This is a genomic window from Desulfobacter postgatei 2ac9 (assembly GCF_000233695.2).
GTDB lineage: Bacteria > Desulfobacterota > Desulfobacteria > Desulfobacterales > Desulfobacteraceae > Desulfobacter > Desulfobacter postgatei.
Genome location: NZ_CM001488.1, coordinates 238835 through 257556, shown reverse-complemented (window position 1 = coordinate 257556; position 18722 = coordinate 238835). Strand labels below are relative to the sequence as shown.

The window sequence follows — 18722 nt, the reverse complement described above, 5'->3', positions numbered from 1 at the left end:
CGTATAAGTATTTGCACCATGCGCTGCCGGGTCTAATTTATAGCCTTGCCGTCCGAATCTGTAAAGTGGTTTCGGGCCATCTGCCGGACCAGATCTTCCAGGGTCTGTTTCTGATTAAGGGCCGGGTCATCCAGCACCTGCTCAAATAAAAAAGCTTTAACCTTTCCAATGGCCGGCCCCTGGGAGAGGCCCAGAATGTCCTGGATGTCCCGGCCTGAAATGTCAAGGTCATTCATATTAAATGGCGTCTGTGCATTAATGGCGTCCAGTATTTTGCCCAGACGCAGGCGGATGTCCCCGAGAGAATATGGCTTTTTGACGGGATTCAGATTGCCTTTTTTGTCGGCAATCCGCATGCGTAAAAAATCCTGGTAGGACAAGTTTAGGTCATCCAGCATGGCCAGAAGCCTGCGTACCGCTTTCGGGGAAGTATCTGCTTTCAAAGGACGCATGTGTCCCCGAACCAGGGCGTAGATATAGTCTATCTCCTTTTTGGAAAATCGGAGACGCTCAAGGTCGGCCATCATGGCCCGGGTACACTTCTGATGTCCCGGGAAAGTGTTCCGGCCCTCCTTGATTTCCAGCGCATCCATTTTCCCTGTGTCATGAAGAAAACCTGCCAGCCTCAGTATGGGCCTGGATGCCGGCAGGGCATCTCCCACCAGAAGGTTATGCTCAAATACGGTTTCGGCGTGGTGGGGACCGCCGTCCAGACCATAGCACCGGTCAAGGCTCGGCAAAATGTGCGCAAGAAGACCTGTATCATGAAGTAGATTAAAAAACCCCGAAGGTTTGTCCATACCCATTGCCTTGACAATTTCCCTTTGAATCCGGTCTGCGTTCCATTGGGCAGTAATTTTATGGACATGGGCACGGATGGCATTAAAGGCGTCCGGCTCAATTTTAAACCCGAAACGGGCAGCAAACCGGCAGGCCCTGACCATGCGCACGGGGTCTTCTTCGATCCGATCAAACGGATCCCGGGTGAACCGGATCGTCCTGTTCTCAATGTCCTTTTGTCCGTCAAAGGGGTCTGCCAGGGTCCGGGTTTCGGGGTCCCAGGCCATGCTGTTGATGGTGAGATCCCGGCGGCCAAGGTCGCTGGTCGGAAAGGTATGCCCGGCATCCATAGCTTTGCTGTCTGCGGGTCTGCAGGTCGCTACCTCCACCTTGTTGACCAGGGTGACGGCAAAGGATTTTCCCACATATTTAGAATCCTGGTCGGCAAACAGCCTGGCCAGGTCTTGGGGCAGGGCATTGGTCAGAATATCCACATCCCCGGGCACTATGCCCAAAAGGGCGTCCCGGACGGCCCCTCCGGCCAGAAAGGCTTGAAAGCCTGCGGTCCAAAGCGTTTCAAGGATGGAGGAGACGGGATTACTCGCCTGGATGGTGCCCAGGATGTCGAAAACTGAACGCATGAAAAATATCTTCTCACTCGACCATCGAGTTTTAATAGATCCCGAACACAGGCGACCCGCACCCGGGACATTTATTGGTCTGGGTTAGAAAATTTTCCACTGAATAGCCAAATCGTTTGACAACAATCCGGCCACAAGTTGAACAGCAGGTGTTTTCCCTGGCACCGGGCACATTGCCGGTGTACACATGAAACAGTCCGGCTGAAAGTCCGATATCGCAGGCTTTTTCAAGGGTCTCCACAGGTGTCGGCCCCGTCTGGGTCAACTGAAATGCCGGATGAAACCGGGATAGATGCCAGGGGGTCGAAGGCCCCAATTCCCCGGCAATGAAGGAAGCCATCTGTCGAAGTTCGTTGGGATCGTCATTAAGTCCCGGGATCAGCAGGGTGGTGACCTCCACCATGATGCCTAAATCCACCATGGTTTTCAGCGTCTGTTTAACCGGTTCCAGCCGGCCGTTGCAATACCGGGTGTAAAACCCGTCAGAAAAAGATTTAAGATCCACATTGGCCACATCAATCACTGCGGCGGAGGCCTGCAGCAGTTTAGGACTCATAAATCCGTTGGTAACAAGGATATTGGCCAGCCCTGCATCCTTGGCCAGCATTGCCGTATCCAGGACCAGCTCAAAAAAAACCGTGGGTTCGGTATAGGTGTAGGAGATACTTTGGCATCCTTGTTCCACAGCCTTTGCGACAATCGCTTCCGGCGTCATTGCCTTGCCGGCAAGGCGGCCTGTAAAAGGGTCTGCACCCCGGCCACGGACCTGGGAGATATCGGCATTCTGGCAGAACCGGCACTTAAAATTGCATCCGGGCGCGGCAATGGAAAAGGAGAGCGAGCCGGGTTTGAAATGAAAAATGGGTTTTTTTTCAATGGGGTCCACGGCGGCTGCAATCACCCGGTCATACACCAGGGAAAAGAGCTGGCCATCCCGGTTCTCGCGGACACCACAAACGCCGGTATGTCCCGGCGCAATAGTGCAATAATGATTGCAGGCCAGACATTTCACCGCACCATCAGACAGGGGTTCATAAAGACGGGCACGTATCATTCTTTTATTCTGAATCCTAACGCCAGGCCTGCGGCCGGCTCATTGATTTTATGATTCCTGGTTTTCAGGACCAGGGGGCGGGTGCGAAACTTAGGCACAGGTTTGATGCGCATACCAATAAAACTGCCCCAGTAAGACCACTGGATAAAGCGAAGACTCTCCAGTTTGGAGATCAGACTTCCGGACAGAAATGGGAATTGTACGGTTGTCCGCCATTTTACCGGTACTTTTCCCAATATTGAGTTCATCATGATTTTCAACTCCCACACACTAAAAAAATGGGCATGACTGTACATATCCGGAAAAAAGAAACCTTTCAGCCGCCGGGCCATATTCTGGGGGGCATACCGGTTATGGACACCGATGACCACCTGTTCCCGGGCCACCCGGCAGGCCTCTTCAATGGCCTTGGCCGGCCGGTTTGAAAATTCAAGACTGAAAAATAGCAATGCCGTATCAAAAGAATTATCGTCAAAGGGCAGATCCTCGGCCGTACCACGGTGCAGGTCAACGCGATGTCCGAGCCGCTCAGCAGCCTTGTCCAGCATATACGCGGAAGGGTCAACACCGGTCAGATTCATGCCCAGATCCACAAAAGGTTCAAGACTTAACCCCGTGCCGCACCCAATGTCCAACAGGCGCTTACCCGGAATGGGGCTAATCAGGGAGCTGATCAGTTTGATTTCAAGGTCAAGGCGGTGCCTGGCCCCGCCTTTTTCAAAAAAGGCATCATAGGCCTGGGCCGCCTTGAAATCAAATTCATATGACATGCTCAGTCCTCTTGATCCAAAAGGGTAAATATTCAACGGCCATGTTACAAAACCAGCCCTTTTTCTCCGTGATCTTAAATAAACGATATTAACATAACGCAATCTTGGAAAAAAGCAATCAAACCCGCAAAAAAACAGTTAAATAACTGAATTATAACTATTTTGCAAGCGAATGAAAATTGTTATGGTAGGAGGTGCAACAGACACGCCGCCAAAACGGTCCTCTTATTCATCGGCATCAGGCTGTTTTCTTTTTTTATACCAGTCATACCCCTTATACAGCTTGTCCATGCATACCGGACAGATACCGTGGGTAAAGGTCACATGGGAGTGGGTCTCAAAATAACTGTCCACATCATTCCAAAATCCCTTATCATCCCGGATTTTTTTGCAGTGTGAACACATGGGCAAAAGGCCGCGCAGGGTTTTAAGTTCGATATGGGTTTTAATGCGGGCCAGAAGTTCAGCCGAATGAAAGGGTTTTGTTACATAATCCACCCCGCCCACATCAAACCCTTTTACAATATCCTGGGCATCAGACTTGGCCGTTAAAAAAATCACCGGAATATTACGGGTGGGAAATTCGGCCTTCAATTTTTCACAAACCTCATACCCATCCATCTCGGGCATCATGACATCTAAAAGGATCAGATCCGGCAATTCTGATTTTAAAAACGTCAGTGCCTGGGCCCCGCTCTGGGCCATGGCAACTTCATATCCGTTATTGGAAAGCAGCTTCCCAAGGAACTGAAGATTCTGAGGTTTGTCATCAACTGTCAAAATGAGACTTTTATTGACCATTGCGATGCTCCAGGATTAAATCTTAATATTAATTACACTTACAGGATCCGCAGCACCCCGAATCGCAGCCCCCGCTTTTGGTTCCACAGCTGCCGGCCGGGGGCTCCAGTCCGGTTTCAGCAATGGTGATATCAAAAACAAGGGTTTTTCCGGCCAGAAAATGATTTACGTCCATGGTGACATTTGTTTCGTTTATACTTGCTATGCGCGCAGGAACCGGTTGGCCTGCAGGATTCTGAAGCTGAAGCTCAAGCCCTTCTGTCAGCGCCATATCCTGTGGGAACTGGGCCCTTGGGATCTCCACCATGGCCTCCTCGTCTCTTGGGCCGTATCCCATTTCAGGCGGAATGGTTACGGTTTTTGATTCCCCTTTTTTCATACCGATGACGGCTTGGTCAAAGCCTTTGATCAGCATGCCTGTATCAACGGTGAAGGTCAGCGGCTGCCTGCCTTCGGAAGAGTCGAACACATCCCCGTTTTCAAATTTTCCTGTATAATCCACAGCAATGGTATCCCCTGATTTAATCGCTTCGCTCATAACTCTTTTCCTTCCAGCCGGTGGTTGTTCCGACTGTTATGTTGGTTTTCCGCAACCTTTGCGCGGAAAATTATAACCATTCTTTTTAAGTATGGTTTAGACAAAACAAGCTGAAATCATAAGGGAAAAAAAGAAAGATGTCCAAAAGTATTTTAAATTTTGATATTTTCTCTTGAGTGAAATGTGGTATAGTCAAACAGAAATTAATAAAATTAAAATAAGGATAATAACATGGAACTTTTGAAAATCATTATGGCCGTTATTCTTCCACCGGTGGGTGTGTTTTTCCAGGTCGGCATTGGAATGCACTTCTGGTTGAATATTCTTCTAACCCTTCTTGGCTATATTCCGGGTATTGTGCATGCCATTTGGGTAATAGCCAAAAACAAATGATTTTTGTCAGATCCTTGTTATCCCATGATTATCCCATGAACGGATAATCGTAATTTTTGGGGGGTACCAGGGTCTCCTTGATGGTCCGGGGTGATGTCCAGCGGATCAGGTTCAGATAGGACCCGGCTTTATCGTTGGTACCGCTTTTGCGGGCCCCGCCAAAGGGCTGCTGGCCGACCACGGCGCCTGTGGGTTTATCATTAATGTAAAAATTGCCGGCGGTGTGGGTCAAGCGGTTCATCAGGATATTGATCACTGAGCGATCCCTGGCAAAAACAGCACCGGTCAGGGCATATAGACTTGTATTGTTCAGGATCTCCAGGGTGGCGTCAAAGTCATTATCCGCATAGAGATACACAGTAAGTACCGGCCCGAATATCTCTTCGGCCATGGATTCATAGTCCGGTATTTTTGCCAGAATCACCGTGGGATGAACAAAATAGCCCTTGGACTTGTCCCGCTGACCGCCGATGATTACTTCAGCATCCAACGATTCCTGTGCCCGTGAAATGTAACCGTCAATTTTATCGAAGGATTTTTCGTCAATCACGGCATTCACAAAGTTTGTGAAATCAGTCACAGGGCCCACCTTATCCGCACTGGTATGGGCAAAGATATAACCCTTACCACCGGTTTCACCCACGATTTTGGGATAGGAAACATAGGTTTCAATATTTTCGGCCGCTTTTTTTCAAAGATTCTGGAAGAGAGCGGTGGAGCCGGTAAAGTGCATGCCGGCAAAATCCTGGTGGGTGAACAGGATATCACCGATCTGGGAACCGCGGCCCGGAATAAAGTTGATAACGCCGCCGGGAAGTCCGGCTTCCTTAAGGATCTGCATCACATAGTAGTTGGACAAAACAGCCGTGGTGGAAGGCTTCCACACAACGGTGTTCCCCATCATCGCCGGTGAGGTGGGCAGGTTATCGGCTATGGCTGCCATATGTACTTTACCCAACACATGACTGTGGTCATGGGGGCAAACCACATCACGGACATCACCGGTTTTAATCTCTTCGCCGTTGATAATCACCGGAATTTCCACCTGGTCTGCCATCTGGCGGCCAAGCGCTGCGGACAATGCCCCACGTTCCGGACTGCCCGGCGCATACATCTTGACAGGTTCATTATAGGGTTTAGGGATAATAAATATGCTGTTTGTCATTTCATCTCTCCTTTCCGGAACAAGGCTGCTTTATAAATCGTGAATTTTTAAATTACAATGCTTCGGACAGTTTTTAGCGTAGTCTTGTAAAAAAAGGTGGACAAGAGTTCTCCAAAGTTGAGAAAGTTTTATTTCCAAGTAAAATTGAGTCAATCAACTAAAACCTGACAGCTAATATATCTTGACAGAATAAGTGCCGATCCTGTAAGAAGGAAGCATTTGCACCAGCATCAAGGAGGTTTTATGTCAATGAAATCATTTGATATTGTATCAAAAGCTGCCGACAAGGAGACAAGGATGAGGGCGGTTGTTTGATCCATGTTATATTAGAACCCAAACTGTCCTATTTTAAGTTAAAAATTTTTAACTTACCCCTTTTTCCTCTGCAGAATTCAAAATTGAATCTCTGCTGTTCTCATTTTCTTTTCTGTCGGCAGCGACACTTAATTTAAATTATATCGCAGTAATTGCAGCCAGGGGCTGGTCTGTGCGGTAGCCCTGTAAACCAAAATCGAAGACAGGCAGGATATAACAATGAGCAACAAAAATTCATTACAACAAGACAATAATTTTAAATATCTCTCCCATTTGGGCTGGTCATCCCATTTCCAGACACAGCTGAAAAGGTTTGACAAAAATTCTTTTTTTCCGGCCCGGGTAACCGGGGTCAGGAAAAGATATTTTTTTATCAATGACGGTAAAAAAGAGATCCTGGCAACCCCGGCCGGCAAACTTCAACAGGAGAACAGCAGCACATACCCGGTGGTCGGCGACTGGGTGTTGGTCAGACAAACCGCTATAGAAGGGATATTGTCGCGAAAAAATGCACTGACCCGAGGCGCTGCAGGCATGCATAGCCGAAAAACAGGCGAGTACCGGGAACAGACAATCGCGGCCAATCTTGACAGCGTATTCATAGTTACCGGCCTTGATCGCGATTTTAACCTGCGCCGCCTGGAGCGCTACCTGACCCTGGTTTATAATTGCGAACTGACCCCGGTAATTATCCTGACAAAGGGAGATCTTCACCAGGATCCCGAACATTTTGTAAACGAAGCGGAATCTATCGCATTCGGCGTGCCCGTACATCTGGTATCTGCGTTCAATGATTCAGGACTTTCCGAGTTGACGCCCTATCTGGCGCATGGCCGGACGAGCGTTATGGTGGGATCTTCCGGCACAGGCAAATCAACCCTGATCAACCGGCTGTGCGGTGAAAACGTCCAGGCCACCGGCGAGGTTAGCGCCAGTGTCGGAAAAGGAACGCACACCACCACATCCCGGGATCTGATCATGATGCCCCAGGGCGGAATGATCATTGACAATCCGGGCATCCGTGAAATCAGTTTCTGGGATATTGACCAGGGGGTTGAATCTACCTTCCCGGAAATAGAAGAGTTCGCGGCCGGATGCCGTTTTTCAGACTGCACCCACGCCCATGAACCCGGCTGCCGGGTTCTCCAAGCTGTCCAGGAAGGAGAGTTGACCGAAGCCAGACTGGAAAACTACCTTAAAATGAAACGAGAGCTGGAATATATCTGCGCCCGAAAAAACAAAAGCGCAGATCGTGTGGAAAAGGAGAGATGGAGAGATGTATCCATGAATATCAAATCCATAAACAAAAAGAAGTCCTTTGAATAAACTTTCCTTTTCAAAACCACATCACAAAATGGGAGGTTGGGGTTGAAATTCTAATCTAATCCCGGCCTCTTATCAATTAAAGCGATCGCATCACCAATCATTCATTTTCAACAAATTTAGTAGCTACAAAAATAATGCTTATTGCGCAAATGAAAAAATTAGACGGTATCGTTATCCAACGGTGTGGCTCAATGAAATGTCCAAGTTATTTCATCCCCGTTCCTATCCTCCTTTTTATTTTCAGTATTCCGGCATGGCCTAAAAATCAATGGAACCCGGGGTTCTGGGAAATGCAATCACATCCCGGATATTGGAAATTCCGGTAATCATCATTAAAAACCGCTCAAACCCCATGCCAAAGCCTGCGTGGGGCACGGTGCCGAACCTGCGGGAATCCAGGTACCACCAGTAGGGATCTTTATCAAGACCAATCTCATCCATCCGGGCATCCAACACGTTTAAGCGCTCCTCGCGCTGACTGCCCCCGATGAGTTCGCCGATGCCCGGAACCAGAAGATCCATGGCAGCTACGGTTTGGCCGTCATCGTTCATGCGCATGTAAAAGGGTTTGATCTGTCTTGGATAATCAGTAAGAAATACCGGTCTCTTAAAATGTTCTTCAGCCAGAAACCGCTCGTGTTCAGACTGCAGGTCAATGCCGTACTCAACCGGATATTCAAATGTTTTGCCGCATTTTTTCAAAATCTCCACGGCGTCAGTGTAAGAGAGCCGGGCAAAGGGCTTACTGATGAGTGTTTCCAGCTGCTGGCCCAGGGTTTTGTCCACAAAACGCATGAACAGGTCCAGATCCTCTTTGCAGTGTTCCATGGCATAGCTGACCAAATATTTAACCAGTTCTTCGGCATGGTCCATATCGCCCTCAAGATCACAAAAGGCCATTTCCGGTTCCAGCATCCAGAATTCTGCGGCATGGCGCCGGGTATTGGAATTTTCCGCCCTGAAGGTTGGGCTAAATGTATAGACATCACCCAGGGCAAGGGCAAACATTTCGGCAGAGAGCTGTCCGGATACGGTGAGATTGGCCTCCTGGCCGAAAAAATCCCTGGAAAAATCCATTTTCCCCTGTTTTTGAACATCAGCCGGATCAAGGGCGGTGACCCGGAACATTTCTCCTGCACCCTCGCAGTCAGAGCCTGTGATCAACGGGGAGTGAAGATAATGAAATCCCTTGTCCAGATAAAAGGTATGAATGGCCTGGGCCATCCGGGATCTGATCCTGAAAGCGGCACCGTATTTGTTGGTCCGGGGCCGAAGGTGGGCAATGCTGCGCAAAAACTCGTCGGTATGCCGCTTTTTCTGCAACGGATAAGTTTCCGGCGCAATGCTGATTACATCCACGGTCGTGGCCTGGATTTCCCATTTCTGGCCCTTGCCGGGCGATGCCGCCAGCTGCCCGGTTACCCCGGCCGCAGAACCTGTGGTCAGTTTTTCCACCTGACCGTATTTAGGCAGGCCCTTTCCGGCAATCACCTGGATATTGGCCAGACAGGAACCGTCATTGAGTTCAATAAAACTAAAATCTTTTGCGTCCCTTTTGGTCCGGACCCATCCCTGTACAAAAACCTCACCCGGTGAGGCGGCCATATCCAGTACAGCCTTTATCTTGGTTCTTTTCATTGCAATTTCCGTTTTAAAAATATATAGTTACTGATTTTTAAACAGGTAAAGTAAAGGTTTAGAATATAAAGAAATTCACTATCATGCATGAGAAAAATTATCAATACATCCTTAACCGGGTCCAGACCCCGACCCGGTATTCCGGCAATGAAATCAACACAGTGAAAAAAGACCTGTCCCAGGTTGATCTAACCTTTGCCCTGGCCTTTCCGGACCTGTATGAAATCGGCACATCCCACTTTGGACTTCAAATTCTTTATTCCATTCTGAACAACCGGGAAGATATTGCAGCAGAACGATTCTTTGCCCCGGCCCCGGACATGGAAGCCCTCATGCGGGAAAAAAAGGTGCCCTGCCTTTCCATGGAGACCCGAACCCCCCTGGATCAATTTGATATCATCGGCGTCAGTCTTTTATATGAACTCAATTTCACCAATATTCTGACCCTGTTTGATCTGTCCGGTATCCCCTTTTACGCGGATCAGCGGGATGATACCTTTCCCCTGATCATTGCCGGCGGCCCCTGCGCCTTTAATCCCGAACCCTTGGCTGATTTTTTCGATGCCTTTGTCATCGGGGACGGAGAACAGGTTATTACCCGGGTGGCAGATGCCGTGATTGCGTTCAAAAAACAGGGCGACGGCAAAAAAAAGACATTGCTCAGGATACTTTCCCGGATTGAGGGCGTATATGTACCATCCTTTTTTACCGTTTTCCGGGATGGTGAAGGCCACCAGGTTCTGACCCCGCTGTATGAGGACCACTCTCTTATCAGGCGGGCTATCCTGACGGAACTGACCGTTGAAGATTTTCCCATTTCACCGATTGTGCCCTTTGGAAAACCGGTCCATGACCGTCTGCGCCTGGAAATCGCCCGGGGATGTTCCAGGGGCTGCCGATTTTGCCAGGCGGGAATGATTTACAGGCCTGTTCGGGAACGAAGCCTGGAAGATCTTCTTAAAATCACCCAAAAATCTCTGGCAAACACGGGCTACTCGGATATCTCCCTGCTCTCTTTGAGCACCGGAGATTATTCGCAACTGCCAACACTCATGGAAGAACTTCTGTTGCTGAGCCAGGGCCAGTGCAATGCCATCAGCCTGCCGTCCATCCGGGCGGAAAAACTGACACCCCAGCTCATGGAACTGATCAAAAGTGTCCGTAAAACCGGTTTTACCATTGCGCCCGAGGCCGGAACCCAGCGCCTGCGAGACATCATCAACAAGAACCTCACCGAAGAGAGCATTGCAAAAACCGTTGAAAACGCCCTCTCTCTGGGCTGGAAAAACATCAAGCTGTACTTTATGACAGGCCTTCCCTTTGAACAGATGGATGATATCCAGGGGATTGCAGATCTTTCCCGGCGCCTGGCCTCCAAATACACCAAAGGAAAGCAGATGATCAACGTATCGGTTACCTGCTTTATACCCAAAGCCCACACCCCATTCCAACGCCATGCCCAGATGACCCTGGAGCAAACCCGTGAAAAACTGCAGTACCTGAAGGACAATCTGCGGCATCCCAAGGTCAATCTGAAATGGCAGGACCCCAAAATGAGCCTTCTGGAAGGGGTCTGGGCCAGGGGAGACCGGGCCCTGTCGCCCTTACTGATCAAGGCATTTGAACTGGGATGCCGCCTGGACGGATGGAGTGACCGTTTCAATTTCAGCCTGTGGGAACAGGCCTTTGAAGCCACAGGCATTGATCCTGCCTTTTATACCTCCCGCCAAAGAACCCCTGGCGAACCCCTGCCCTGGGACCACATTGATTCCGGCATTAAAAAAGCGTTCCTGGAAAGCGAATTAAAAAAAGCCGAACAGATCGCCCTGACACCGGACTGCCGGGAGAACGCCTGCACCGGGTGCGGCATTTGCAACTTTAAAACCATTGCCCCGGTGGTTCAAAAAAATAATGCGGCTCAGGACGCGCTTTCAGATAAAAGCCCGGATAAAAGGATAGGCGCGCAACCGGCCCGCCTGCCGGACGATGCGTTTATCAAATATGAATTGAAATTTTCCAAACTGGAAGACGCCAGATTTTTCGGCCACCTGGAAATGGCGACCATTTTCGAACGGGCAGTCAAGCGCACAGGCTTTGCCGTAAAATACTCCAAGGGGTTTAATCCGTCCATGCGTATCTCCTTTGCAACCGCCCTGCCTTTAGGCATGGAAAGCGAGGAGGAAACGCTTTACATCTATCTTGAAAAAGGATTGAAGCCCCACAGAATTATCTCCGGTCTGAACACCCAACTACCCCGGGGCATTGAGATTACAAACTGCACGCTTTTTCGTAAATCACCGCAAACCCCCATACCCCGGGACCGGGACACCTATGAGATCTCGTTTGAAGCCCCCTGTATCGGTCAGCCCGACCTGGACCGGTTTCTGGCCCTGTCTGAATTTATGGTTGAAGATATCAGCAAAAAGGGTAAAATTCGAAAGACAAATTTGCGAAAAGCGCTTTCATCTGTACGGCTGATATCCCCTATCCGCCTTGAAATGACGCTGACATCCTATAATGAACGCATCGTGAGGCCTGCAGAAATTCTGGCCGGGGGGTTTGATGTTGATGATACAGTTGTACAGGATGCAAGAATAAAGAAATTGAAGGGTTAACTTAAGTAGACCATAAGGATTTGTTATGCTCAAAGAGCTTGTTGTCAATTGTGCTCCCCATGAAACCCGGGTCGCCCTGCTGGAAGACGGGACCATTGTTGAAGTTTTTAATGAACGCAGGGATGACACAAGTATTTCAGGAAACATTTACAAAGGCAGGGTCCAGCGGGTACTGCCGGGTATGCAGGCTGCGTTTGTGGATATCGGATTTGACCAGGCTGCATTTCTTTATGTGGATGATGTACTGGATTCCGCCAGTCTTAAACTGTGCAGACAGCTGGAACAGGACACGGATGCCGAAGAACCGGATGATGGACTGGTGGTTGATGAGATAGACGAAGAATCCGACTCCTGGAAAGCACCCGCACCGGAGTGCGCCATCCAGGGACTTCTTGTGGAAGGCCAGGAAATTCTGGTCCAGGTGGCAAAATCATCCATCGGGTCCAAGGGCCCACGGGTCACCACTCATATTTCCCTGGCCGGCAGATATATGGTGCTCATGCCCACGGTGGATCATATCGGCATTTCCAAGCGAATTACGGATGAAACAGAACGAATCCGGCTGCGGGAAATGCTCAAAGGGCTGCGTAAAAATAATTTCGGCTATATTTTCAGAACCCAGGCCAAGGACATTGATGAAGCCACATTGTCAAACGAGATCGAATTTTTAAACAATACCTGGCAGGATATCCAGGAAAGAAGCCGAACCATATCGGCCACCGCCCTGGTTTACAAAGATCTTAATGCCACATTCCGGGCTGTCAGGGATCTTCTGGCCAATGAAGCGGACAAACTGATCATTGATTCAAAAAGGGAATATGAACGCGTCCAGAATTTTTTGAAAAAACTGATGCCCGATCTCAACCTTTCCGTTGAACTTTACCAGGGAAAGGAATCCATTTTTGACGCGTACAATATTGAAGGGGATATCACCCGGGCACTGAAAAAAAAAGTCTGGCTCAAATCAGGCGGGTATATTGTCATTGAGCAGACCGAAGCACTCGTGGCCATTGACGTGAACACCGGACGGTATGTAGGCAAACGCAACTTTGATGAAACCGTCCTGAAAACCAACCTGGAAGCAGTCAAGGAGATTGCCTACCAGATCCGGCTGCGCAATATCGGCGGCATCATTATCATTGACTTCATTGACATGCGTAAAACCGCCCACAAGGACAAGGTCATGGCCCAGATGCACGAAGCCATGAAAAAAGATAAAAGCCAGACAAATATTCTCCCCCTTACGGAACTTGGTCTGGTTCAGATGACGCGCAAACGCACCCGCCGCAATCTGACCCGGACCCTTTGTGAACCCTGTTTTTACTGTAATGGAAACGGCTACCTGCTGTCGGGCAAATCCATCTGCTACAAAATTTACAGGGATCTGGCCGCCGAAGCCAAGGATATGATGGGCAACAGGTTTACGGTAAAAGTACATCCGGAAATTGCCCAACTTTTCCACGGCAGTGAAAACCATCTACGGGTTTCCCTGGAATCAAAATTTTCAAAACCTATTTCCATTTACCCGGAACCCCATTATCATATTGAGGAATACCATATATTTGAGTCCCTTTCCCCTAATCCTTCAAAAGAAGAAGATCTGCCATAGGGACGATTCAATAACATCCGCCCGCCCTTATTTTTCTATTTGATTTTTAAAAACCAACGTCTGTTTGATTGACATTAATGAATATATGGATTAGTATTCCATGTTTATTGCAGTTTATGCAACTGATATATTGACAATTAATAACAAGACAGGACAAGGAACAAGAATTTTATGAAACGCACTTATCAGCCAAGCAACCGGAAAAGAACTAGAAAACACGGATTCCTGAAAAGAATGTCCACCCCGGGCGGCAAACGCATCATTAATGCCAGGCGGGCCAAGGGAAGAAAAAGACTGACCACAGTTTAAATCTTTCAGGGGTGTATTGAGTAACTTTTCTTTACCCAAAGATGCTCGGCTCCGGAAACGGGCCGAATTTTTAACGCTTTCACAACATGGCAGAAAGATACGAACCAGTTATTTTATAGCTGCTGTTTCCAAGGGAACAGAAAAAAACAATCGAATTGGAATTACCGTATCTAAAAAAGTGGGGAATGCAGTCGCGCGCAACAGAATAAAAAGGCTTGTAAGAGAATATTTCAGACACAGGAAAAATTTTGCATCCGGAACAAACGACATCAGCATAATTGCAAGAAAAGGTCTGACAGCACTGTCCAATAAACAGATTAATGAAAAGCTTAATAAACTTTTTGAAAAAATTGCATCGACATAAATGAGCAGGCCGATGTTATCCATATTGATCAGGTTTTATCAGATTTTTATATCGCCGCTCCTTGGCAACCATTGCAGGTATGTGCCATCATGTTCGCACTATGCCCTGGAAGCGATTCAAAAATATGGCAGTATAAAAGGCAGCATTTTAGCAATAAAAAGAATATTGCGTTGCCACCCGTTCCGACCTGGCGGTTATGATCCGGTTCCTTAAAATAGCTTTAAAAACAACCTGTTAAGCGTCACCTGCTTCCTCTTCTTTACAGTTTTGAAACAACCCCCCTTGTTTTTAGGAGAGAAGATGGATGAGCAAAAACGATTATTCTTAGCTGTGGCTCTGTCAGTTGTAGTCCTTTTCGGCTATCAGTTTTTTTTCGCACCTACACCCCAGCCTGATAATCAAAACCAGGAAGCTCCTTTACAGACGATGGATTCGCCTGTACCCGACTCGGCCAAGGTTTCGAACGTCACCCCGGAGGCAGTACCCGCACCTGTCCCTGGAAACCAGGTCGGCTTACGGGACTTTCGTACTATTACGTTGTCCACCCCCTACTACACCATTGGCGTCAGTGAGCATAAAGCTGCGGTAACAAGCCTGACCCTGAATGATTACAGGGAAACCAATGATGAGGGCTCTCCTGCAAAACAACTGGTAACCAAGGAACTGGCCGATCTTACCGGGGGTATTTTTTCAATTAATACCACCCAGGGCAGTATCAGGGGACTGGCCGATGCTGTTTTCTCATCCGATGCGGACAGCAAGGATATTTCCCTGAACCAAGGGGAAAAAAATATTACCTTTTCCTGGACAAACCCGGACGGTATTACCGTAAAAAAAGTGCTGACCTTCAAGGCGGACTCCTACCTTATCCATTGTAACATCATTGTTCAGAATGGTTCGGACATACCGGTCAACGACGCCATCAGCATCAGTGTTCCAGGTTATTTCGATGAAGAGGTCAAGCAACGCTCCCGGTTCGCATTTGAAGGGCCGGCAGCCTATCTTGACAACAAGTTTACCACCATCGATCCCAAGGATATTGAAGACAAGGACACGTATTCGGGTGTTGTGGGCTGGGTCGGTTACACCACCCGTTATTTCCTGACGGCAGTGATGCCGGACACCCCGGAGACAGCCACCCTGAAGCTCTCCTTTGCCAATGACGTTGTAACCAACCGACTGGTTTCCCAAATGCCCAGATTGGATCCGGATAAACAAAACCAGTTGTCCTTTACCCTGTATATGGGCCCCAAAAGCCATAAAATTTTAAGCCAGTATGACAATTTTTTAAAAAAATCCGTTAATTTCGGTTTTTTTGATATCCTGGCCACGCCGCTGCTCATTGCCATGAACTTTATCCATGACATTCTCCCCAATTACGGGGTGGCCATCATTCTTCTGACCATCTTCATTAAACTGATTTTCTGGCCCCTGGGCACCAAAAGCTACAAGTCCATGAATGAGATGAAAAAAGTACAGCCTTTAATGATGCAAATCCGGGAAAAGTACAAAAACGACAAGCAACGCATGAATCAGGAAATTATGGCATTGTACAAAACATACAAGGTCAACCCGGCTTCCGGGTGCCTGCCGCTGCTGGTACAGATGCCCATTTTCTTTGCCCTGTACCGAATGCTCTACATGGCCATTGAGTTGCGCCACGCACCATTTGTGGGATGGATTCAGGATCTGTCCGGTCCGGACCGCCTGTTTCACTTTAATTTTTCCATCCCTTTCATGGACGCCCCTTACGGTATTCCTGTGCTGACGCTTCTCATGGGTGCATCATTCCTGCTCCAGCAGAAAATGACACCTACGGCCGGAGATCCCATGCAGGCAAAAATGATGATGCTTATGCCCATATTCATGACGGTTCTGTTTATCAACTTTCCGGCAGGACTGGTTCTGTACATGTTTGTCAACAATATCATTTCAATGGGCCAGCAGTATTACACACAAAAGATCTTAGCCTAAGGAGGACGCATGAACCAACCTCTTGAATTTACCGGAAAGAATGTCACATCAGCCGTTGAGGCGGCATGCAGGCAGCTTAACATCCCCAAAAAAGAATTAAAATACAATGTGATCTCAACGGGAACAACCGGTATTTTCGGTATCGTCGGCCGCAAAGACGCCCGGATCCGTGTGACGGTTCCGACCCAAAAGGTACAGCCATCAAAGGAAGACAAAGAGGGCATTCTTTCCATTGTGGATGAGGCCTTTGGCCAGAGCGATCCCAAACCGAAACCCAAACAATCCCCCCCTGCAACCCAAAAGCCGGCATCGAAACCAAAGCCGTTAAAAGAAAAAGAACCGCAAGAGACACCTGAGAGTCTTGATAAAGAAATTCAGAATCCGGAGAACGAGCCGCTACTTGAAGATACTGAGTCTCTACTTGAAGATGATCAGCTGCTATTTGAAGATGATGAGCCGCTACTTGAAGATGATGAAGATACGGGCCGGTGGGATGCCAGCCCGACACCCAGGCCTGAAAAGCCGGACAAAGAGGAACTGCCCCCTGAGCCGGTCTCCCAGGCATCCATTGATCTAGGTGTTAAAACAGTACAAAAAATGGTAGACCTGATCACCGAAGATGCACATGTTGAAGGCATAACCGAGGAGAACAAACTCACTCTTCAAATCAGCGGTGGCAATACCGGCATTCTGATTGGGCGTAAGGGACAGACCCTCGACGCCATGCAGTTTCTTGCGGATAAAATCATCAACCGCCAGAGCGAAGCCCGTGTCAGGGTTAAAGTTGATATTGAAGGCTATATGGAAACCCGGAAGGCAAATCTAAAGCACCTGGCCTTAAAAATGGCGGAAAAGGCCAAAAAAACCGGACGGCCTGCCACCATTAACCAGATGAGTGCCCAGGATCGCCGTATTGTCCACCTTGCCCTAAAGGAAGATGCTCAGGTCCGCACCCAGAGCATGGGTGACGGTTACTACAGACGCCTGGTTATTTTCCCAAAAAAACGCAACTCCTACAGAGGAAAAAAGCGGTTCAAAAAGTAAATGACTGATACAATTGCCGCAATAGCCACCCCGTTTGGAAGCGGTGGCATCGGTGTCATTCGGATTTCAGGACCCACCTCCTTTGATCTGGCTGCTAAAATTTTTTCAAAGACACCGGCCGATGGGGAAAAAAGGGCACCGCAATTTATCTCCCACAGGGTAAGCCACGGCTTTATATGCGACGGAGATACCACGGTTGACGAAGTGCTTGTCATCCCCATGAAAGCCCCGCGTTCCTATACGGCTGAGGATGTTGTGGAGATCCAGGCCCACTCCGGCACCATTGTTCTTCGGCGTATATTAGATCTGCTGTTCAGTCTTGGGGCACGCCCTGCAGAACCCGGAGAATTTACCCGGCGAGCCTTTTTAAACGGCCGTATTGACCTGACCCAGGCCGAAGCTGTGGCAGACATCATTAATGCGCGGTCAGACTCATCCCTTAAATTTGCCGCCTCCCAGAACCTTGGTGTGCTGCGCCAAAATATCCGGGATATGATATCTGTCTTGACTCAGTTTCTGGCCCGACTTGAGGCTGCCATTGATTTTCCCGATGACGCAGGCGCGTTTTCCTACACCATTGAGGACAAAACCACCCTTCAATCCGTTGCAGACAACATTGGGAGTCTTATCCAACAACACAAGGATGCCTGTTTTTTAAAAACCGGCATACGCCTGGCCATCTGCGGGGAGCCCAATGTTGGAAAATCCAGCATCATGAACCGGATTCTGGAAAAGGAAAAATCCATTGTCACGGCCATTCCCGGTACCACCCGGGACCCCATTGAAGACAGCCTGACTATTGAGGGTATTCCCTTTGTCATTGTTGATACGGCGGGTATCCACCAGACAGATGATCTTGTGGAGATCATCGGCATTGAAAAGGCCAGGGATCAGATAGATGCTGCGGATATTGTCCTGTATGTGATTGAACCCGGAAAACCCTTTCCCGGAAAAACCGTATCAAAGATTCTTCCGGAAGATAAGCCGGTCTTTTTTGCCATCAATAAAATGGACCTGGCTGATAAACTTGATATTCCCCAACTGCCCGAAAAATATTCAGACCCTTGCCCCCTCGAGGTTTCCGCGCTCACAGGAAAAGGCATAAATACACTGAGAACAAAACTTCTGGAGACCTGCATCGGCAATCTGGAAATTGGAAATGATGCGGTCATTCCCAATCTGAGGCATAAAAACGCCCTGGTTCAGGCCCTTGGGCATATGACAACGATGATGGAAGGGCTTGAAAACGGTCAGGAGGAAGAGACCCTGGCGCTGGATGTTAAGAATTGTATTGACGATCTGGGAACAATTACCGGAGATACCGCATCTTTGGACATCCTTGATGCTGTTTTCAATAATTTTTGCATTGGTAAGTAAAGGTATACC

At 48.5% G+C, this 18722-nt stretch carries 18 protein-coding genes; 10 read left to right on the top strand and 8 right to left on the bottom strand.

What is annotated here, in order from left to right:
* Positions 1-32: 32 nt before the first annotated feature.
* From DESPODRAFT_RS01340 to DESPODRAFT_RS01320, 5 genes are all read right to left on the bottom strand, one after another.
* Positions 33-1421, bottom strand: a complete 1389-nt coding sequence (locus DESPODRAFT_RS01340; RefSeq protein ID WP_004070738.1) for a CCA tRNA nucleotidyltransferase — start codon at positions 1419-1421, stop codon at positions 33-35.
* A gap of 31 nt (positions 1422-1452) precedes the next feature.
* Positions 1453-2475, bottom strand: coding sequence for an AmmeMemoRadiSam system radical SAM enzyme (gene amrS, locus DESPODRAFT_RS01335; RefSeq protein ID WP_004070737.1), 1023 nt, complete (start codon positions 2473-2475; stop codon positions 1453-1455).
* A complete protein-coding gene (locus tag DESPODRAFT_RS01330) occupies positions 2472-3245 on the bottom strand; it encodes a class I SAM-dependent methyltransferase (RefSeq protein WP_004070735.1) in 774 nt (257 codons plus the stop codon). Before DESPODRAFT_RS01330 ends, amrS begins: the two co-directional genes overlap by 4 nt.
* Before the next feature lie 225 nt (positions 3246-3470).
* On the bottom strand, positions 3471-4046 hold the full coding sequence (locus tag DESPODRAFT_RS01325) for a response regulator (protein WP_004070734.1): 576 nt from the start codon (positions 4044-4046) through the stop codon (positions 3471-3473).
* Positions 4047-4074: 28 nt separating this feature from the next.
* The gene (locus tag DESPODRAFT_RS01320) at positions 4075-4584 is read right to left on the bottom strand and encodes an FKBP-type peptidyl-prolyl cis-trans isomerase (RefSeq protein ID WP_004070732.1); all 510 of its coding nucleotides are present in this window, start codon (positions 4582-4584) and stop codon (positions 4075-4077) included.
* 231 nt (positions 4585-4815) lie between these two features.
* Here DESPODRAFT_RS01320 and DESPODRAFT_RS19160 point away from each other — a divergent pair, with 231 nt between their 5' ends.
* Complete coding sequence (locus DESPODRAFT_RS19160) at positions 4816-4977, top strand: YqaE/Pmp3 family membrane protein (RefSeq protein ID WP_004070730.1); 162 nt, start codon at positions 4816-4818, stop codon at positions 4975-4977.
* Between the two features lie 28 nt (positions 4978-5005).
* On the opposite strand, the gene DESPODRAFT_RS20805 is transcribed toward DESPODRAFT_RS19160, so the two are convergent.
* Both DESPODRAFT_RS20805 and DESPODRAFT_RS20800 read right to left on the bottom strand, forming a co-directional pair.
* Positions 5006-5620 (bottom strand): aldehyde dehydrogenase family protein, encoded by a 615-nt coding sequence (locus DESPODRAFT_RS20805; protein WP_052314652.1) that lies wholly within the window; start codon positions 5618-5620, stop codon positions 5006-5008.
* Between the two features lie 48 nt (positions 5621-5668).
* Entirely contained in the window at positions 5669-6142 is a 474-nt protein-coding gene (locus DESPODRAFT_RS20800) for an aldehyde dehydrogenase family protein (RefSeq protein WP_052314651.1), read from the bottom strand.
* A gap of 534 nt (positions 6143-6676) precedes the next feature.
* On the opposite strand from DESPODRAFT_RS20800, the gene rsgA reads away from it, so the two are divergent.
* Positions 6677-7783 carry a ribosome small subunit-dependent GTPase A gene (gene rsgA, locus DESPODRAFT_RS01305; protein WP_004070727.1) on the top strand — a complete coding sequence of 369 codons (1107 nt, stop codon included), beginning with the start codon at positions 6677-6679 and terminating at the stop codon, positions 7781-7783.
* Positions 7784-8041: 258 nt separating this feature from the next.
* Here the strand turns inward: rsgA and asnS are convergent, their stop codons facing one another.
* A complete protein-coding gene (gene asnS / locus DESPODRAFT_RS01300) occupies positions 8042-9421 on the bottom strand; it encodes an asparagine--tRNA ligase (RefSeq protein WP_004070720.1) in 1380 nt (459 codons plus the stop codon).
* Between the two features lie 83 nt (positions 9422-9504).
* On the opposite strand from asnS, the gene DESPODRAFT_RS01295 reads away from it, so the two are divergent.
* The 8 genes from DESPODRAFT_RS01295 (at position 9505) to mnmE (ending at position 18713) form a co-directional block, all read left to right on the top strand.
* Positions 9505-12036, top strand: coding sequence for a TIGR03960 family B12-binding radical SAM protein (locus tag DESPODRAFT_RS01295; RefSeq protein ID WP_004070718.1), 2532 nt, complete (start codon positions 9505-9507; stop codon positions 12034-12036).
* Between the two features lie 25 nt (positions 12037-12061).
* Positions 12062-13645 carry an Rne/Rng family ribonuclease gene (locus DESPODRAFT_RS01290; protein ID WP_004070716.1) on the top strand — a complete coding sequence of 528 codons (1584 nt, stop codon included), beginning with the start codon at positions 12062-12064 and terminating at the stop codon, positions 13643-13645.
* A 171-nt stretch (positions 13646-13816) separates the two neighbouring features.
* Positions 13817-13954, top strand: a complete 138-nt coding sequence (gene rpmH, locus DESPODRAFT_RS01285) for a 50S ribosomal protein L34 (protein WP_004070715.1) — start codon at positions 13817-13819, stop codon at positions 13952-13954.
* A gap of 16 nt (positions 13955-13970) precedes the next feature.
* Positions 13971-14318 (top strand): ribonuclease P protein component, encoded by a 348-nt coding sequence (rnpA, locus tag DESPODRAFT_RS01280; RefSeq protein ID WP_004070714.1) that lies wholly within the window; start codon positions 13971-13973, stop codon positions 14316-14318.
* Entirely contained in the window at positions 14319-14531 is a 213-nt protein-coding gene (gene yidD / locus DESPODRAFT_RS19150) for a membrane protein insertion efficiency factor YidD (RefSeq protein WP_004070713.1), read from the top strand.
* Positions 14532-14618: 87 nt separating this feature from the next.
* Positions 14619-16292 carry a membrane protein insertase YidC gene (gene yidC, locus DESPODRAFT_RS01275; RefSeq protein WP_004070712.1) on the top strand — a complete coding sequence of 558 codons (1674 nt, stop codon included), beginning with the start codon at positions 14619-14621 and terminating at the stop codon, positions 16290-16292.
* 9 nt (positions 16293-16301) lie between these two features.
* Positions 16302-17336 (top strand): RNA-binding cell elongation regulator Jag/EloR, encoded by a 1035-nt coding sequence (gene jag, locus DESPODRAFT_RS01270; protein WP_004070711.1) that lies wholly within the window; start codon positions 16302-16304, stop codon positions 17334-17336.
* Positions 17337-18713 (top strand): tRNA uridine-5-carboxymethylaminomethyl(34) synthesis GTPase MnmE, encoded by a 1377-nt coding sequence (gene mnmE / locus DESPODRAFT_RS01265; protein WP_004070710.1) that lies wholly within the window; start codon positions 17337-17339, stop codon positions 18711-18713.
* The last annotated feature ends 9 nt before the right edge of the window (positions 18714-18722 follow it).

Excerpts from the sequence above, each read along its gene's own strand:
- DESPODRAFT_RS01340 (WP_004070738.1), bottom strand. The coding sequence starts at position 1,421 with ATGCGTTCAGTTTTCGACATCCTGGGCACCATCCAGGCGAGTAATCCC.
- amrS (WP_004070737.1), bottom strand. The coding sequence starts at position 2,475 with ATGATACGTGCCCGTCTTTATGAACCCCTGTCTGATGGTGCGGTGAAA.
- DESPODRAFT_RS01330 (WP_004070735.1), bottom strand. The coding sequence starts at position 3,245 with ATGTCATATGAATTTGATTTCAAGGCGGCCCAGGCCTATGATGCCTTT.
- DESPODRAFT_RS01325 (WP_004070734.1), bottom strand. The coding sequence starts at position 4,046 with ATGGTCAATAAAAGTCTCATTTTGACAGTTGATGACAAACCTCAGAAT.
- DESPODRAFT_RS01320 (WP_004070732.1), bottom strand. The coding sequence starts at position 4,584 with ATGAGCGAAGCGATTAAATCAGGGGATACCATTGCTGTGGATTATACA.
- DESPODRAFT_RS19160 (WP_004070730.1), top strand. The coding sequence starts at position 4,816 with ATGGAACTTTTGAAAATCATTATGGCCGTTATTCTTCCACCGGTGGGT.
- DESPODRAFT_RS20800 (WP_052314651.1), bottom strand. The coding sequence starts at position 6,142 with ATGACAAACAGCATATTTATTATCCCTAAACCCTATAATGAACCTGTC.
- rsgA (WP_004070727.1), top strand. The coding sequence starts at position 6,677 with ATGAGCAACAAAAATTCATTACAACAAGACAATAATTTTAAATATCTC.
- asnS (WP_004070720.1), bottom strand. The coding sequence starts at position 9,421 with ATGAAAAGAACCAAGATAAAGGCTGTACTGGATATGGCCGCCTCACCG.
- DESPODRAFT_RS01295 (WP_004070718.1), top strand. The coding sequence starts at position 9,505 with ATGCATGAGAAAAATTATCAATACATCCTTAACCGGGTCCAGACCCCG.
- DESPODRAFT_RS01290 (WP_004070716.1), top strand. The coding sequence starts at position 12,062 with ATGCTCAAAGAGCTTGTTGTCAATTGTGCTCCCCATGAAACCCGGGTC.
- rpmH (WP_004070715.1), top strand. The coding sequence starts at position 13,817 with ATGAAACGCACTTATCAGCCAAGCAACCGGAAAAGAACTAGAAAACAC.
- yidD (WP_004070713.1), top strand. The coding sequence starts at position 14,319 with ATGAGCAGGCCGATGTTATCCATATTGATCAGGTTTTATCAGATTTTT.
- yidC (WP_004070712.1), top strand. The coding sequence starts at position 14,619 with ATGGATGAGCAAAAACGATTATTCTTAGCTGTGGCTCTGTCAGTTGTA.
- jag (WP_004070711.1), top strand. The coding sequence starts at position 16,302 with ATGAACCAACCTCTTGAATTTACCGGAAAGAATGTCACATCAGCCGTT.
- mnmE (WP_004070710.1), top strand. The coding sequence starts at position 17,337 with ATGACTGATACAATTGCCGCAATAGCCACCCCGTTTGGAAGCGGTGGC.